This window comes from Hathewaya proteolytica DSM 3090, assembly GCF_900142225.1.
GTDB classification, from domain to species: Bacteria; Bacillota; Clostridia; order Clostridiales; family Clostridiaceae; genus Hathewaya; species Hathewaya proteolytica.
Genome location: NZ_FRAD01000005.1, coordinates 1 through 15,938, shown reverse-complemented (window position 1 = coordinate 15,938; position 15,938 = coordinate 1). Strand labels below are relative to the sequence as shown.

The window sequence follows — 15,938 nt, the reverse complement described above, 5'->3', positions numbered from 1 at the left end:
ATATTATCTACATCTTGGGATTATGCCCAAAAAAATATTTTATAATCAATAAATCACTGATAGGAGAAAAAATATGAGAAAGACAAATATGTTTAGTGCAATGTTTATTCTTTGTACTCTAACAACTACCATGATTTTAGGTAATTTTACAGCTTATGCACAAACGAAAGATTTAAGGGTTGATGCTAGAGCTGCTATAGCCATGGACGTTGAATCAGGCATGGTATTGTATGAAAAATCATCTTATGATGTAATTCCCATGGCTAGCACCACAAAAATAATGACAGCACTGGTGGCTTTGCGCCATGGAGAACTGGATAAAAAAATAACAATATCTAAGAGAGCAGCTTCTATTGGGGGATCCACAGTAAAATACAGATATAATGAGGAGATAACTTTGAGGGAATTGCTTCATGGACTTATGTTTAAATCAGGAAATGACGCAGCTATAGCCATAGCTGAGGGTGTTGGTGGAACAGTGGAGGAATTTGTCAACATGATGAATGAAGAGGCTGTGAATATGGGCCTTTTAAACTCTCACTTTGAAACTCCCCATGGCTTAGATAAGCCTATGCATTACACCACTGCCTACGATTTAGCAAGGATGACGTGTATTGCAAAGCAAAACGATTTTTTCAATAAATTAGTAAAGACAAAACTAGTGACAAGAGGTCAAAACAATTTTACGAGAGACTACAACAATATAAACAAGCTTTTGTACAGTAATCCGGTTTGTACCGGAGTAAAAACTGGTTATACGGCTCAGGCAGGCAAATGCCTCGTTTCTTCTTTTAAAATCAACAATAGAGAGATAGTAGTAGTTACATTAAATTGCACAGAGCGTTGGAATGAAAGCAGCAAAATATACGACTATGTTAAAAGCAATTACAAATACGATAAAATAGTGACAAAGGGAGAAAAAGTTAGCAGCTTAAAGGACATAAATAACAATACCATAGATTTGTGTTCCAATGAAACCATCACCATGCCACTGAACTCCAAGAGCAATTATGAAAAAGTAGTTGTTATAAACGAAAAAAACTTAAAAGATGTTGATGTAAAGGCAGGCACCATAATAGGTGTTTACAAAATACTAAAAGATAAAAATGAAATATGCTCATGCTACATTTACAATAGGGAAGACATCAAAAATAAAGAAAGCTTTTGGTTTAAAGTCAACAATAAACTAAAAGAAAATAAATCCCCATCCTCTCTGGATGGGGAAACTTTTTCATTATTATAGTATTTTCTCATCAAAAACATTGGATAACTCTAGCTTTTCTATCCTATCTCTTATTTTGTCTATTTCGACAGTGTACAAACCTAGCTTTTTCATCCTATTAAAATAAACTGAACCGGCAAAGGTAAATCTGCTTGTCCTATCTTCCTTTTGAAGCACTCTGTAGTTAGCATAGGATATTATGTCTCCTATACAGCTATCCTTAGGTAGCACTAGCAATTGTCTTTTTGCTAGATAGCGAGCGGCATTGTGCCCAGCAAGAGAGCCGGTACAAATAGCTTCTGTATGTCCTACAAATAAACCTGCTTTCTCTCCAGCACAGAATAAGTTGTCTATGCCCACTACTTTCATAGCATTATTTCGTATTGCACAAGAAAGATATCTTATGGAGTTGCCCTTACCACCGGAGTATGGATCCACATACTTGGCATTTTCTAAGCCTTTGATTTTCCTCAATTTCTCTAAAGGATAATATGTGGTCATCAGCTTTGCGTGGCCAGTATCTAAAAGGATAACATTTTCTGCAAATTCTTTAAGGGCGTACTGCTGACATACTTTGGTTTTAAGTTTATCTAAATTTATATCCTCTTTTGGAACCTTAAGTATGCATACTCCTTTTTCATTGAGTTCTTGGACAATTTCCTTGGAAAGGCTTTCTTTTGCTAGTTTACAAGAGCCACTGAAGGCACCGTATACTTCTGGAGCTCTTTGCCCCATTATATCTTCAAGACCTGCCATTTTAGTAAGGCTCACCCTTGGCCCAAAGGAAGGGCACCTTAGTACACACATAGAGCAACCATTGCCGTATTTAACACAATTGCCCATAGGTCCACTGCCCCCAGAAGTCTCAATAAAGGCATCACCATAAATTAGTTCTCCATCAGATAAGTAAATGCCAATTATCTTTTTTTCACATAGTTCTACATCCACAACACGGCTCATCATGTGCAGATTAATCCCCATATTTTGAAGATATCTCTTTACTACGGCTTCAATATTGTTTACATCATATAAATATGCGTGCTCATGACCTGGAAATGATATATTCTTGTGAAGTGAGTTCTCGTCTGTAATATGGATTAGATCCCCAGCCCCCATAAAATTCAATTCTTCAGAGGCTGTAAATCTCCCATTGTTTCGCATTATGCCGCCTACATTTCCAAGGCCTAAAAGCATATCAGTTTTTTCAAATAGGTGGACTTCCGCACCAGCTTTGGCTGCAGAAATGGCTGCGGCGCAACCAGACCAACCCCCACCTACAATAATTATCTTCTTCATAATAATCGCCTGCCTTTTAAAACATATTTTGGATCTGTTTGCATTTTACATAAATGACGCAATTTACGGTCATTATTCTTCAAGGTACATCCACCGCAGATTCCCTCGCCACAGCACATTTTAGCATTATTACAGCAGGCAAAATTAATTTTTGCCTCTTCATTTGACTCTTCAGTTGATAGGTTATTATTTACTTCTTCAATAAATGTCATAACTTCATAATTCAATATGTCTGCTGCAGAGCAGTATACTACAGAAGGTTTTGTCTTAACTAATAAGTTCTGTAGAAAATCCTTGAAGTCCTCTGTCATCCTGGCATTTACAAGGGTTTTATAAAAGAAAACAGAGGTGTTGCACAAGTTTTGGTAGTTTTTAAGTGTGTCTTCAATAAAACAATTTTCATAATTTCCATTATCCACAATAACGCTGACATTATTGTTTTCCTTACACAGATATTTAAGCACGGGCAGCATGGGAGCTTGACCTATACCTCTACATATAAGCACTGCATTTTTATTTTTGCTATTTATTATGTGCCTTTTTCCCAATACACCATTCCAAAATGGTCCTTTTACGAAAACAGTGTCATTGACTTGAAGCTTCGACAAATTTTCCGTCTTAGGCCCCTTTATTTCTATGGCAAATGAAATAGAATTGGTGCTTGTATCTATATCCATGACTGAAATAGGTGCGTCGAAAAATTGTTCATCACATTCACGCCTTAAAAATACAAAGCTACCTACTTTATTTAGTTGGTGTATAAGGTAGTCATTTGCAGAAACGCTAATAATGAGAAGAGTGTTGTTTATAAGCTGCCTTTCAGTAATTTTGCAGCTAAAATACTTTCTACCCTCTTTTGCTTTTGAATTATTCCATTGGAACTCTTGATAAATGCATACACCTTTCCAATGAGTGCAGTGACATTCACCGCATTTTTTGTTGAGATTGTTGCACATGATACATTGATTTGTTTCCGCCAAGTGGCAAGGACAAAATTCACTACCTGCATCTATACATTCATATAATTCGTAACTCATAGTATACCTTTCAATATTATTTACTAATAAAATATTTTAGTACACAGTAAATGGTGACAATTTTTTTTGTTAAATTTATGATTATTATTGCAATACCCCTCATTTGAAAAATAAACTTTGAATTTAATCTCAAAATACTTTAATATATAAGTAGAGATATACAGTCATTTTTTGTATTGTATCATTAATGATAATGCAAAAGCGTATATATTAATAAACAAGGAAATTTTATGGGGGAGGTTATATGGCGAATAATCCTGATATGCTGAGTGGACAAGAAATACTTATACTGGCCAATGCTATATCAATATTGATAGCTGACAACAGGAGTATAACTGAACTAGTTTATGTGGGGACCCTTTTATCTGAGATCGGTTCAGGCATATTGACTATTGCAGCTATAAAGAGAGTACAAGAGGCCAGTGGCAGTACAGGAGGTAATGGAAGTGGTGCAGCCATAACTGCCAGCCCCCTTATAGGAAGATAAGAAAAAAGAACAGGAGATAATTATGAGAAGGGAACATATTTGTTTTTACGGAGGAATACCCGTAAATATTGAACTACTAAACATAAAAAACATACCATTTAATTGGCACAATTCCATAGAACTTTTGTATGTTTTAAAGGGGGAAGTAGATGTAACCATAGATTCAGAAAGCTGTTCTATAAAGCAAGGTGAAGTGGAAATTATAAATGTGGACGAGGCACATACTATTTCATCTAAAGAGGACAATCTTGTCCTAATGTTCAATATTGATACGGAATTTTTGAAGAATTATTATAAGGATATAGACGATGTATTTTTCTACACAGACAATACATCTCAAGAGGAAGAAGAGAAATATGATGTATTGAAAAGGTATTTGTCCAATATTTTTTACGAAATGATACGCCGTGGGGAAGAATTTGAAATAGAAATTCAGAGCAACGTAGTTTCATTGCTTTTCCACCTTGTAAATGAGTTCCATTACTTAACGGTGGAGGATAGCGATCTTAAGGACAAAGAAATACAGTTAGAAAGGTATCACAGAATCACAAAGTACATTTATACAAACTATATGAACAAAATAAGCCTTAAGGACATTGCAGATAAAGAATTCTTAAGTATACATTACTTATCCCATGAGTTAAAAAACAGGTTTGGGTATAGCTTTCAAGAAATTCTAAACTTGACCAGGATTGAAGAGTCCATAAAGTTGCTTTTAGATACGGACAAGAGCATTTCAGATATTGCACTGGAAACTGGTTTTTCCCATGTTAGATACTACAACAAGAACTTTAAGACTTACTATAATTGTACTCCTAGTCAGTTTAGGAAAAAATACAAATTCACTGATGAACAGCTGGTGAAAAATACAAAGTACAAGGTATTAGACTTAAATGATGCTCTAGAATACCTTCTTCCCTACATCGATGATTATGAAGAGGAAAGCACTCCCTACGACTCAATAGAAGTTCTAAATATTGATGTTCGTCAAGAAATTGAAGAAATAGAGGAAATGGATTTTTCCTTTATGAAATATATAGAAATCGGCAATATACACAGTCTGTTTAATAAGTTTTTTATAGAGGAGCTCACCGATGTACAGCATACACTTCAATTTGAATATGGCATAATCAGCGAAGTTTTTCCAATGATAAAATCGGAGGCAGACGTTTTTAGGTTTTTTAATTTTCTTGAGGAGAGCATAAGGGTGCTTTACAATATAGATTTAAATCCAATATTCGATGTGACTATGAAGGATGTTCAGAGAACTGATTTTTGTGAGATTCTAAAGGCCTTTGCACAGTATCTTTATGATAACTTCAGCGATCTTTGCAAGTACGGATTTAGGATTCCCTCCAATTTGGATGAAGCCACAGTTTCTAAAATCCAATTATTGTTAAAAGAAATTGACGACAGCATTATACTTTTACCTAAGGAACTTAAGGGTCTTAGCAATGGTATGGAAAAAGAAACTAACTTTATGAGTGCGTACATTGTAGATAAAATTTTAGATAAAAAACAGTTTAACTTTTTGATGAAGGCTGTGGATGAGTCTTACCCACTAAATGTACACGACAACAACAGTTTTGTTTTCCAGGGGGAAAGGGGTTTATCTTATTCCAATGGGCTTAGAAAGCCATCTTATTTTGCATACTACTTCTTGTCGAAATTAGGTGATGAAGTGCTTAAAAAGGGTAAGGGGTACATTGTAACAAAGAATGAGGACGATTATGTAATCTTGCTATACAATTATATGAGTCCAAAAGAATTGAGCAAAATCTGCAAAAACAATAATTTATCATTGATGGACTTTGTAAATGAGTCATACAATCAAGATATATGGAATGAGACCACCATAAATGTACTGAACCTTCAAGAGGATTATAAATTAATCCGATATGAGCTCACAAAAGAACAAAGTTGTCCATACTACTATTGGGTGAATCTTGGAAGGCCATTATCCTTAAGAATAGAGGAAGTGGAGCTATTAAAGAACATCAATTTTCCTAAGGTAACCTTTGATTATGTGAAGGAAAGTAGTATGTATTCTTTGAAGTCCAGTCTAGAACCCTTTGGCCTAGAGCTAATAATTTTGGAAAAAATAAACGCGAAAAATACGAAAAACACCTAAACAAAGGTGTTTTTTGCTTTTATCAAGAAAATGTAAAAATTGAATCATAGCAAAAGAGTCCATATAAGTCAACAAAGTAATAGGTTATTTTTTACAAGGGAAAGCTTTATAATGTTATTATAGCAGTGGAAAAAAATTATTTAAAAAAAGGTGGTTTATATGGAGTATGACAATAGTAAACTAGGGACGGAAAACGTAAAAACACTGTTACACAGACTAGCTATACCGGCCATTATATCATTGATGGTTGCCAAGCTATATAACGTAATCGATACAGTGTTCTTAGGTAAAACTATAGGAAATAGCGCCATAGGAGCACTAACTATAGCCCTTCCAATACAAACGTTAATGGTGGCAGTTGCAGTTATGATTGCAGCAGGATCATCAGCAGCGTCAGCTAGGGCCTTCGGAGCTAATAATGAAGAAAAAGCTCAAAAAATTGCTGGTAATGGCATAATAACATGCATAATTATTAGTATATGTATGACAGGCGTAATATACGTTTTCCTTGATAAAATATTGATGTTTTTAGGAAATAATGAAGAGCTACTTCCTTTTGCGAAAGAGTATATGAGTATTGTTTTATTTGGTGGAATACTAAATGTATTTACCATCGTACTTCCAGAGCTCATTACTTCTTCAGGAAACTCACGTATTTCTATGAAAGCTACAATTATTGGAGCGTTATGTAATATTGTTTTAGATTTTGTTTTTGTAATAGTTTTCCCTTATGGAATAAAGGGAGCTGCTGTAGCTACAGTAATAAGTCAGGCCTTATCATCTGCTTACGCTATAAAACAATTCTTTAGTGCTAAATCTGTTTTTAAGTTCAAACTAAAGTACTACAGGATGCAGTTCTCCATAATAAAGGAAATAGTAGTAACTGGTATATCAGCCTTTATAATAGATATGTCAGATGCTCTTATGGTAATGATACTTAACAAGGTAATAGGACACTTAAATGGTACAGAGGGTATCGTTATAGTGGGAGTGATAACTAAGGTATATTTATTTATGGATATAGCCATAATCGGAATTACCACGGGTATGCAGCCAATAACATCATATAATTATGGTGCTTTACGATTTAATAGATTGGCCAATGTGCTAAAATATGCTTTAAAGCTTACTTTGATTTTGGCCTCTGCTTTATGGTTACTTCAAATGATTTTTGCTGAAAATATAGTATCGCTATTTTTATCTGGACCACAGTCTCTTATAAAAGAGAGCGCTGGAATTCTTAGGATGGTATTGTTGATATATCCTCTTAACAGTATATATTTCACTTCAACTTATTTCTATCAATCCATAGGAAAAAGCAAAAAGGCCATATCATTTTCTATTATGAAACAGATCTTTATATTCTGTCCTTTAGTAAGTATCTTAGGCTATGGAACAAATATTGGATTTCAAAATATATGGATTGCTTTCCCTATAACCGACATTATAGTAAGTTTAGTTTCATTAATATATCTTAAGAGATCTTTAAATATATTATCAACTAAGAAGATCACAGATAAAGCGAAAAGGGAATTACAATACAGTAATTTATAGGAGATAATCGTTAATAATGGTGAAAAATGAAGACTTTATTTCGCAGTTTTTAATTTTAGCCTTGCAACCTTGTAAATAATATTCTACAATAGTATTGTAGAATATTATTTTTGTTTAGGATGTGAATTTATGTTTGATTACAAAAAGGACAATGACAAAAGCAGTAAGGGTGAATCTAGAAGAAGAAAAACAGATGACAATGATGGTATCTTGAAGAGCAGCACAGAAGACATAGTTAAAAACATCAGCAAGTTAAAAAAAGAAAGTGGCATGGACTATGCTTCAAAATATAAAGACAGAATCAACAATGATGTTGAAGAAAAGCAGCTTATAAAAAAGATGCAGGAAATGGAAGATAAAAATGACAAGCGAAATAATATTATAATGATAGTTACCTTTGTTGTCATAGGCATAATATTATTGTGGATTCTAATCAAAACCTTTAGTACACCTATTGCCAGTCTTATAGGAAAAAGCACAAATAAACCTTTGGATACTAACTCAAAACCAATAACTGAAAACCCAGTTGTGGAGGAGCCAAAAAAAGAAGTTGCTGAAAACAGCATATATACATATTGTTTGGCAAAGGAAAACATGGATAAAGTTTATAACAATTCTGTAGCCATAAACAACAACGACAATAAGGGAATTACAGCTATATTTATAGCGGAGATATTGAGACAAAATGGTATTCCAGTTCCAATTACAGTCAATAACACCAAAGCTTTGGCCGAAAGTTTACAGGTACTAGGATGGCAGATGTATGATAAACCAGACCAGATGCAAAAAGGTGATGTGGTATTTACAACCCATTTATCTAATATGCCTGGATATCCATCTCACGTTTATATATTCCTAAATTGGGTTCAAGAAGGTGTATATACCGATGCGTATGTTTGCGATAGTCTTAGAGAATTTAATAACGGAGAATGGGTACACAAAAGAAATGTAACTTATGAAACTGAAAACCAACAAAAAATGATATTTTATATGAGACCTATAAATAACGGTGGCAATAAATAAAATTAAAAGACCTTTTCCTAGCGAGAAGGTCTTTTTTCAAGGAGTAGATTAAATATGAATGAGGAAATATGTAGTGTAAATGCCGGAGAAGTGATGACATACAAGCCGGATAACATGCATTTTATAAGGCATTTTCTATCTATAAAAAGTGTTAAAAGTATAAATACTTCTAAAAGCTATGAAAGGGATATTAAAACTTTTTTTAATGTGGACAGAGTTGAAGATATTACTTTAGAAGATATACGAAAGGTAAATAATGTACATGCTGAGCAATACATTATGTACCTTCAGAAAAAGGGCTATTCCTCTGCCACAGTAAATCGAAAGATATCATCTCTTAGTGCCTTATATAGGTGGCTTATGAAATACAGAGAAAACAATTCTGATGTTTATGTAGTAAAATACAACCCCTTTCAGTATTTAAAAAATGAAAAGCCAGTGGTGGTGTCAAAAGAAACGGAGTTTTTAACAAAGGAAGAGTGCAAGATGCTATTAGCTAGTATTGACACTTCCACTTTGATAGGTCTAAGAGATAAAGCAATTTTGGCCTTAGCTTTTACAACGGCTCTTAGAAAATCTGAGATTATAAATATAAGGTTAAAGGATATAATAAGATATGGCAATTATCATGTAATAGAAGTAATTCGGAAGGGCGGAAAAAAAGACCTTATTAAGTTGCAAGATAATGTGCGGGAACTCATAGAACTTTACGTAAAGAAGAGCTCTGCTGAAGGGGAATGGGAGAAAGATAGATACTTATTTCTAGGCCATTCAGTCAATGGCTTAAATGGCAAGAAGTTAAATCACAATACGCTGAATCTCATAATTAAGAGGGTTTGTGATAATGCAGGAATAGACAAAAAGCTAAAGGTGCATTCTACAAGGCATACGGCTATCACTATGGTAATTAATGAGGGTGTCACTTTAGAAAAGGTGAGAGATTTTGCTGGGCACGCTAATATATCAACTACAAATAGATATCTTCATTCTGTTGATAAAATTGAAAATAATCCAGGTGATTTAATAGATATTTTTTAGTATAATAGATGTGTAATTGTCGAAATTTATGATTTTATAGGAGAAATGAAATGAGTATATTAACAGTAGAAGGTGTAAGCCATGGATTTGGAGGAAGACAAATATTAGAAAATGTGTCTTTCAGATTGCTAAAGGGAGAGCACGTTGGCCTTGTTGGAGCTAATGGAGAGGGAAAGAGTACATTCATAAATATAATAACAGGAAAGCTTTCCCCAGACGAGGGTAAGGTTCAATGGTGCAATAGGATAACTTATGGTTACTTAGATCAGCACAGCGAATTGGAACCTAATAGGACTATAAATGATGTTTTAAAAGATGCATTTATCAATATGTTTGAAATGGAGAAAGATGTTCTTCAAATGTATGAAAAAATGGCCACTGCCTCTGAGGATGAAGTTAATAGGATGATGGAGGAAGTTGGAGAAATTCAAGAAACTTTAGAACACAATGGGTTTTATACCATAGATGCAAAAATTAAAGAAGTTGCCAGTGGTTTAGGGCTTACAGACATAGGACTTGATAAAAAGGTAAATGAGTTAAGTGGTGGGCAAAGAACAAAGGTGCTTTTAACAAAATTGCTTTTAGAACAGCCAATGATTTTGATTTTAGATGAGCCTACAAATTATCTTGATGCAAATCATGTGGAGTGGTTAAAGCAGTACCTTAAGGAATACGAAAATGCTTTTATTCTTGTATCCCATGAGGAAAGTTTTATGAATGAGGTAGTAAACATGATTTATCACGTGGAAAACTGCGAAATAACTAGGTACAAGGGCACATATGAATACTTCCTTCAGATGAAGGATTTAAAGAGGCGTCAAGAGGAACATGCTTACGAAAAACAAAAGAAAGAAATAGCGGAGATGGAGGATTTCATAGCTAGAAATAAGGCTAGATTTTCTACGAAGGGTCGTGCAAAGTCTCGAGAAAAACAATTGGAAAAAATGGAGATATTGGATAAGCCAAAAGAAATTATTAAGCCTACTTTTAGGTTTAAGGAATCTAGAGCCTCTGGTAAGATTGTAATAAGAACAAAGGATCTAGTTTTAGGCTATGACACTGAACTCACAAAGCCAATAAACATGGTTATAGAAAGAGGTCAAAAGATAGCCATAAAGGGCGTAAATGGTCTAGGAAAGTCTACACTTTTAAAAACTCTTTTAGGTATAATAAAACCATACTCTGGTGATAGTATCCAAGGTGAATATCTTCATGTAGGCTACTTTGAACAGGAATCTTCTAGAGATAATGACAATACGGCTCTTGAAGAGGTGTGGAACGAATTTCAAGGTCTTGGAAACGGAGAAGTTAGGGCAGCCCTTGCCAAATGTGGACTTACCACAGAGCATATTGAAAGTAAAATGAGAGTTTTAAGTGGTGGTGAAAATGCCAAGGTAAGACTTTGCAAGCTTATGTTAAAAGAAGTTAACTTTCTTGTATTAGATGAACCTACAAACCACTTGGATGTGTATGCAAAGGATGAATTAAAAAAAGCTATAAAACAGTTTAAAGGAACTGTATTACTTGTAAGCCATGAGCCAGATTTTTATGAGGACATTGTGACGGAAGTATGGAATGTGGAAAACTGGTCTACAAAAATAGTGTAACAGTGAGAGGTTAGAGAGACGTAGAGAGGAGTTGGTTTTATGTATAGAATAGCTTCAGTAAATGATTTATCGGGCTTAGGAAATTGTTCCCTTATGGCGTCCATACCTATTATGTCTGCCATGGGGGTTCAGGTCAGCCCTCTGCCTACTGCTATTTTATCGGCACAAACGGGTTTTAAGAACTTTTCATTTTTCGATTTTACTCCAGAGATGGAGGAGTACATAAATAATTGGCAAAAAATCAATGTGAAGTTTCACGGCATTGCTACGGGCTTCCTTGGCTCGGAGGATCAGATAGATATCGTAAGAAGGTTTTGTGAAGAACACAGGGAATCTTTAATCGTGGTAGACCCTGTAATGGGAAGCAATGGAGTAATATGCAAGACTTACACTGAAGCTATGTGCTATAAAATGAAGGAATTGATTAAACTAGCCCAGGTTGTAACGCCAAACATAACAGAGAGCTCTATTATAACGGGAAGCCATATGCACTATAGTGGCGACGACATCTTAAAGTTTTACAAAGAGGAAGCGGAAAAAATCAGTGAGATAGGCCCAGAACATGTTATAATTACTGGCATAATAAAAGAGGGCAATATACTTAATCTTGCTTTTAATAGAAAAGAAAAAGAATTTTACCTATCTTCAGTACCTTATAATGAAAAATCCTATAGTGGCACTGGAGATATATTCACGTCTATTGTATCCGTTGCCATGGTTAAGGGCAAAGGTCTTGAGGAATCAGTAAAAACAGCCACTTCCTTCATATATAAGGTTGTGGAATACACAGAATCTTTTTCTGACCATGGAAATGAAGGAATTAAATTTCAACCTTTTTTAGGAGAATTATGTGGCCTTTAATTGAGGATAGGAGGAAGTAATATGATGAACATTTTGTACAATATGGGAGATACACTGTACATCAATATAACAAACAAATGTCAGTGCAATTGCGTATTTTGCATAAGAAATGAATACGATTCTGTAAGGGGAAATGAAAGCCTATGGCTGGACCATGAGCCAGAAGTTCAGGAAGTCATTGAAGCTTTTAAAAAATGTGATTTAGATAAATATGAGCATATTGTATTTTGTGGATACGGAGAGCCTTTGCTTAAACTAGAAAAGGTCATAGAAGTATGTAAATACATAAGAAGTATAACAAATAAAGATATAAGAATAAACACAAATGGCTTGTGTGATCTCGTGTACAATAAGCCTACTGCACATCTGCTAGAAGGTCTTGTGGACTCAATATCTATAAGTCTCAATGCACCTAGTGCGGAAGAGTATTTGCAAATAAGCAAACCTCCTTATGGATTGAAGTCATTTGAAGCACTTTTAAGATATGCAGAGGATTGCAAGAAATACATAAAAGAAGTTAAGTTCTCTGTGGTAGATGTTATATCAGAGGAGCAAATTGAAAGATGCAAAAATTTGGCTAGCAGCATGGGTATTCCACTTAGGGTTAGACATAAAGATGAGGATCAGTAAATCAAGGCGTAGTTTATTATTATTTTATAAGGGGAATTGTTATGAATGTTGAAAAATTTTCAGAGCGCACTATTCAGATAATGCAAGAGGCACAAAACATAGCCATACGAAAGGGAAACTCAGAGCTTACGGAGCTACACCTTCATAGAGCTATATTAGAACAAAAAGCTTCCATGGTCATGGAAATTTTAAAGGAAATGGATATTGATATTTTTTCTTATAAAAAGGATGTTGATGAAGCTATAGACAAGCTTAAGAGCCAAGATGCCCTTACAAAGCTATATTATAATAGAACATGTCAGAAAATAATTTTAGTGGCGGAGGACATTGCTAGGGGTATGTATGATGCCCACATTCACATTGAGCAGTTGTACTTAGCTATTTTAAAAGAGAATAAGATAACAAGTCAAAGTATATTTGAAAAACATAAGATAAATTATAATGAAATCCATGAAAGGGTCATGGCCCACAGAGCTACGGTGTCTATAAAGGACAAACAAATATCTGAATTGACTAATGTGCTTTTGAAGTATGGAAGAGATGTTACTGCTGAAGCTAAACAAGGTGGACTAGATCCTGTAATCGGTCGAGATGAAGAGATCAATCGAATCATAAGAATACTTTGCAGGCGAAATAAGAACAATCCTGTTATCATCGGAGAACCTGGTGTTGGTAAAACTGCCATAGTAGAGGGCTTAGCCCAGAGGATAATAAAGCAGGATGTGCCGGAATCTCTTAAGGACAGAATAATATACGCTTTAGATTTGGCTTCTTTAATAGCTGGTGCTAAATTCCGGGGTGAATTTGAAGAGAGAATGAAGGAAGTCATAAGGATTATAGAAAGCTCCAATGGACAAATTATATTGTTTATAGACGAGCTTCACACTTTGGTGGGTGCCGGCAACAATTCTGGCGGTCTTGATACTGCCAATATGTTAAAGCCAATGCTAGCTAGGGGACAGATATTGACCATTGGCGCCACTACTTTTGATGAGTACAGAAAGTATATCGAAAAGGATGGGGCTTTAGAGCGAAGATTTCAAAAGGTTATGGTTATGGAGCCCAATGTGGAGGATACCATATCGGTGCTTAGAGGTATAAAATCGAAATACGAAGTTCATCATGGTGTAAGAATATCAGACAAATCCATTATAGCTGCGGCTACCTTGTCTCATCGCTATATAAAGGATAGATATCTTCCGGATAAGGCTATTGACTTAATGGATGAGGCTGCTGCTATGATTCGTACAGCGGTGGACTCACTTCCCACGGAATTAGACGAGCTAGAGCGAACTATTTTGAAATTGGAGATGGAAAAGGCTTCATTAAGTCAAGAAAAAGATGATATTTCTAGGCTTCATTCAAGAGAATTAGATGATAAAATAAAGAAATTAACTATATCCTATGAAAAAGGATACGAAAAATGGAAAGAAGATAAAAAAATAGTAGATAGAATAAAAGAGGTAAAACAGCAAATAGAAGAAGTTAAGCTCAGAATAGACACTGCCAGCACAAGCAATGACTTTGAAAAGGTATCTATGTTAACTTATACAAAGCTAAAACCTCTGCAAAAAGAAGAAGAGCAGTTGAGCAATGTGGAATACACTTATAAAATAAAAGAGGAAGTAAATGAAGAGGATATAGCAGAAATTGTAGCTAGGTGGACAGGCATTCCGGTAAAAAAGCTCAATGAAAGTGAAAAAGATAAGATATTGAACTTGGATAAGGTACTTCACCAAAAGATAATAGGACAAAATGAAGCTGTAAATGCTATTTCAGATGTTATAATAAGATCAAAGTCTGCCATTCGAAAGCTAAATAGACCTATTGGTTCATTCCTATTTTTAGGACCTACTGGAGTAGGCAAAACTGAACTTGTAAAGGTGCTTACAGAGATCCTATTCAACGATGAAGAGAGTTTAGTTCGACTAGATATGAGCGAGTATATGGAAAAGCATTCAGTTTCAAAGCTAATAGGAGCCCCACCAGGGTATGTGGGCTTTGAGGAGGGAGGGCATCTCACTGAAATCATAAGAAGACAGCCTTACTCAGTTATCCTTTTAGATGAGATTGAAAAAGCCAATGAAGAGATCTTTAATCTTTTGCTGCAGGTATTAGACGAAGGGCGATTGACAGATAGTAAGGGTAGGGTAATAGATTTTAAAAACACTATTATAATTATGACTTCTAATTTAGGTTCTGAAAGTATTATTTCCAATATGGACGATGATTTCAACATAAGCAAAAAAGGACGTACTGAAGTGGAAGACATTGTGAAGAGCAATTTTAAACCTGAATTTATAAATCGCTTAGATGATGTGGTGCTTTTTAAGCCTCTTAGCACAGAGGATATATGGGATATAATTAATCTTGACATTGAGGAGCTGAATCTGGATCTTACGTATAAAATGATAAATATTAAATTAACTAATGAAGCGATACAATATATAATAGATAAATCTTATTCTGTAAATTATGGGGCAAGGGCAGTTAAAAGGTATATCGACAAGCACATAGTTACAGAACTAGGAAGGCTTATGCTAAGGGGTGATTTAGAACAGGGCAGTGATGTTATTGTTCACGCAAAGGATGCTTCCATACTGTTCAATATAGAAAAAAGAAATTAAGTGCATAAAAAACCACTGTGAATTATAAAATGTACCCTTTGTCAAGGACAATTTAAAAAAGCCTAGGCACAATTGAGAAGATGATTTCTGTATTGAACAGGGGTCATCTTTTCTAAGTTCCATTGATATCTATAGTTATTATAATAAATCATATATTGCTTAATTTCCCGCTTTAACTCTTCTAAAGTTTTACAGGGCTTTATGTATGTCTCATCTTTAAAATGTCCGAAGAATGATTCTTGTGGTGCATTATCCCAACAGTTACCACGTCTAGACATAGATTGTCCTAATTTATATTTCTTTACTAATTTTTGAAAAGCTGGACTAGTATAATGAATGCCTTGATCTGAATGGATAAAAGCATCTTTAGTTAATTTTACATTCCTGTTATTCTTTAACTTGTGCAGTGTATCAAGTACTATATC

At 34.6% G+C, this 15,938-nt stretch carries 13 protein-coding genes; 10 read left to right on the top strand and 3 right to left on the bottom strand.

All coding sequences use genetic code 11. From position 1 onward, the window contains the following. The first annotated feature begins 73 nt into the window (after nucleotides 1-73). On the top strand, nucleotides 74-1,243 hold the full coding sequence (locus tag BUA73_RS02765) for a D-alanyl-D-alanine carboxypeptidase family protein (RefSeq protein ID WP_093426668.1): 1,170 nt from the start codon (nucleotides 74-76) through the stop codon (nucleotides 1,241-1,243). Here BUA73_RS02765 and BUA73_RS02760 read toward each other — a convergent pair. Then, a complete protein-coding gene (locus BUA73_RS02760; RefSeq protein WP_072902098.1) occupies nucleotides 1,238-2,518 on the bottom strand; it encodes an FAD-dependent oxidoreductase in 1,281 nt (426 codons plus the stop codon). The genes BUA73_RS02765 and BUA73_RS02760 overlap by 6 nt on opposite strands. Further along, complete coding sequence (locus BUA73_RS02755; RefSeq protein WP_072902096.1) at nucleotides 2,515-3,555, bottom strand: sulfide/dihydroorotate dehydrogenase-like FAD/NAD-binding protein; 1,041 nt, start codon at nucleotides 3,553-3,555, stop codon at nucleotides 2,515-2,517. Before BUA73_RS02755 ends, BUA73_RS02760 begins: the two co-directional genes overlap by 4 nt. A gap of 244 nt (nucleotides 3,556-3,799) precedes the next feature. Here BUA73_RS02755 and BUA73_RS02750 point away from each other — a divergent pair, with 244 nt between their 5' ends. The 9 genes from BUA73_RS02750 to BUA73_RS02710 all read left to right on the top strand — a co-directional run bounded on the left by BUA73_RS02750 (nucleotide 3,800) and on the right by BUA73_RS02710 (nucleotide 15,513). Then, nucleotides 3,800-4,042: a hypothetical protein gene (locus BUA73_RS02750; protein WP_072902093.1), complete on the top strand. Its 243-nt coding sequence runs from the start codon at nucleotides 3,800-3,802 to the stop codon at nucleotides 4,040-4,042. A 22-nt stretch (nucleotides 4,043-4,064) separates the two neighbouring features. Continuing rightward, complete coding sequence (locus tag BUA73_RS02745; RefSeq protein WP_072902091.1) at nucleotides 4,065-6,173, top strand: helix-turn-helix domain-containing protein; 2,109 nt, start codon at nucleotides 4,065-4,067, stop codon at nucleotides 6,171-6,173. 159 nt (nucleotides 6,174-6,332) lie between these two features. Beyond that, nucleotides 6,333-7,727: an MATE family efflux transporter gene (locus BUA73_RS02740; RefSeq protein ID WP_072902089.1), complete on the top strand. Its 1,395-nt coding sequence runs from the start codon at nucleotides 6,333-6,335 to the stop codon at nucleotides 7,725-7,727. Between the two features lie 129 nt (nucleotides 7,728-7,856). Further along, complete coding sequence (locus tag BUA73_RS02735) at nucleotides 7,857-8,750, top strand: hypothetical protein (RefSeq protein WP_072902087.1); 894 nt, start codon at nucleotides 7,857-7,859, stop codon at nucleotides 8,748-8,750. Nucleotides 8,751-8,804: 54 nt separating this feature from the next. Further along, complete coding sequence (locus tag BUA73_RS02730) at nucleotides 8,805-9,788, top strand: tyrosine-type recombinase/integrase (RefSeq protein ID WP_084672006.1); 984 nt, start codon at nucleotides 8,805-8,807, stop codon at nucleotides 9,786-9,788. A 50-nt stretch (nucleotides 9,789-9,838) separates the two neighbouring features. After that, nucleotides 9,839-11,395: an ABC-F family ATP-binding cassette domain-containing protein gene (locus BUA73_RS02725; protein WP_072902085.1), complete on the top strand. Its 1,557-nt coding sequence runs from the start codon at nucleotides 9,839-9,841 to the stop codon at nucleotides 11,393-11,395. Between the two features lie 39 nt (nucleotides 11,396-11,434). Continuing rightward, on the top strand, nucleotides 11,435-12,256 hold the full coding sequence (locus tag BUA73_RS02720) for a pyridoxamine kinase (RefSeq protein WP_072902082.1): 822 nt from the start codon (nucleotides 11,435-11,437) through the stop codon (nucleotides 12,254-12,256). A 21-nt stretch (nucleotides 12,257-12,277) separates the two neighbouring features. Further along, nucleotides 12,278-12,886 (top strand): TIGR04100 family radical SAM protein, encoded by a 609-nt coding sequence (locus BUA73_RS02715; protein WP_341465300.1) that lies wholly within the window; start codon nucleotides 12,278-12,280, stop codon nucleotides 12,884-12,886. Between the two features lie 41 nt (nucleotides 12,887-12,927). Next, a complete protein-coding gene (locus tag BUA73_RS02710) occupies nucleotides 12,928-15,513 on the top strand; it encodes an ATP-dependent Clp protease ATP-binding subunit (RefSeq protein ID WP_072902079.1) in 2,586 nt (861 codons plus the stop codon). A gap of 62 nt (nucleotides 15,514-15,575) precedes the next feature. Here BUA73_RS02710 and BUA73_RS02705 read toward each other — a convergent pair. After that, nucleotides 15,576-15,938: IS3 family transposase (locus BUA73_RS02705; protein ID WP_143146965.1), on the bottom strand; the 363-nt coding region annotated here is incomplete at its 5' end.

What these genes read in the sequence shown, in the direction of transcription:
- BUA73_RS02765 (WP_093426668.1), top strand. Translation starts at nt 74, where the DNA reads ATGAGAAAGACAAATATGTTTAGTGCAATGTTTATTCTTTGTACTCTA.
- BUA73_RS02760 (WP_072902098.1), bottom strand. Translation starts at nt 2,518, where the DNA reads ATGAAGAAGATAATTATTGTAGGTGGGGGTTGGTCTGGTTGCGCCGCA.
- BUA73_RS02755 (WP_072902096.1), bottom strand. Translation starts at nt 3,555, where the DNA reads ATGAGTTACGAATTATATGAATGTATAGATGCAGGTAGTGAATTTTGT.
- BUA73_RS02750 (WP_072902093.1), top strand. Translation starts at nt 3,800, where the DNA reads ATGGCGAATAATCCTGATATGCTGAGTGGACAAGAAATACTTATACTG.
- BUA73_RS02745 (WP_072902091.1), top strand. Translation starts at nt 4,065, where the DNA reads ATGAGAAGGGAACATATTTGTTTTTACGGAGGAATACCCGTAAATATT.
- BUA73_RS02740 (WP_072902089.1), top strand. Translation starts at nt 6,333, where the DNA reads ATGGAGTATGACAATAGTAAACTAGGGACGGAAAACGTAAAAACACTG.
- BUA73_RS02735 (WP_072902087.1), top strand. Translation starts at nt 7,857, where the DNA reads ATGTTTGATTACAAAAAGGACAATGACAAAAGCAGTAAGGGTGAATCT.
- BUA73_RS02730 (WP_084672006.1), top strand. Translation starts at nt 8,805, where the DNA reads ATGAATGAGGAAATATGTAGTGTAAATGCCGGAGAAGTGATGACATAC.
- BUA73_RS02725 (WP_072902085.1), top strand. Translation starts at nt 9,839, where the DNA reads ATGAGTATATTAACAGTAGAAGGTGTAAGCCATGGATTTGGAGGAAGA.
- BUA73_RS02720 (WP_072902082.1), top strand. Translation starts at nt 11,435, where the DNA reads ATGTATAGAATAGCTTCAGTAAATGATTTATCGGGCTTAGGAAATTGT.
- BUA73_RS02715 (WP_341465300.1), top strand. Translation starts at nt 12,278, where the DNA reads ATGATGAACATTTTGTACAATATGGGAGATACACTGTACATCAATATA.
- BUA73_RS02710 (WP_072902079.1), top strand. Translation starts at nt 12,928, where the DNA reads ATGAATGTTGAAAAATTTTCAGAGCGCACTATTCAGATAATGCAAGAG.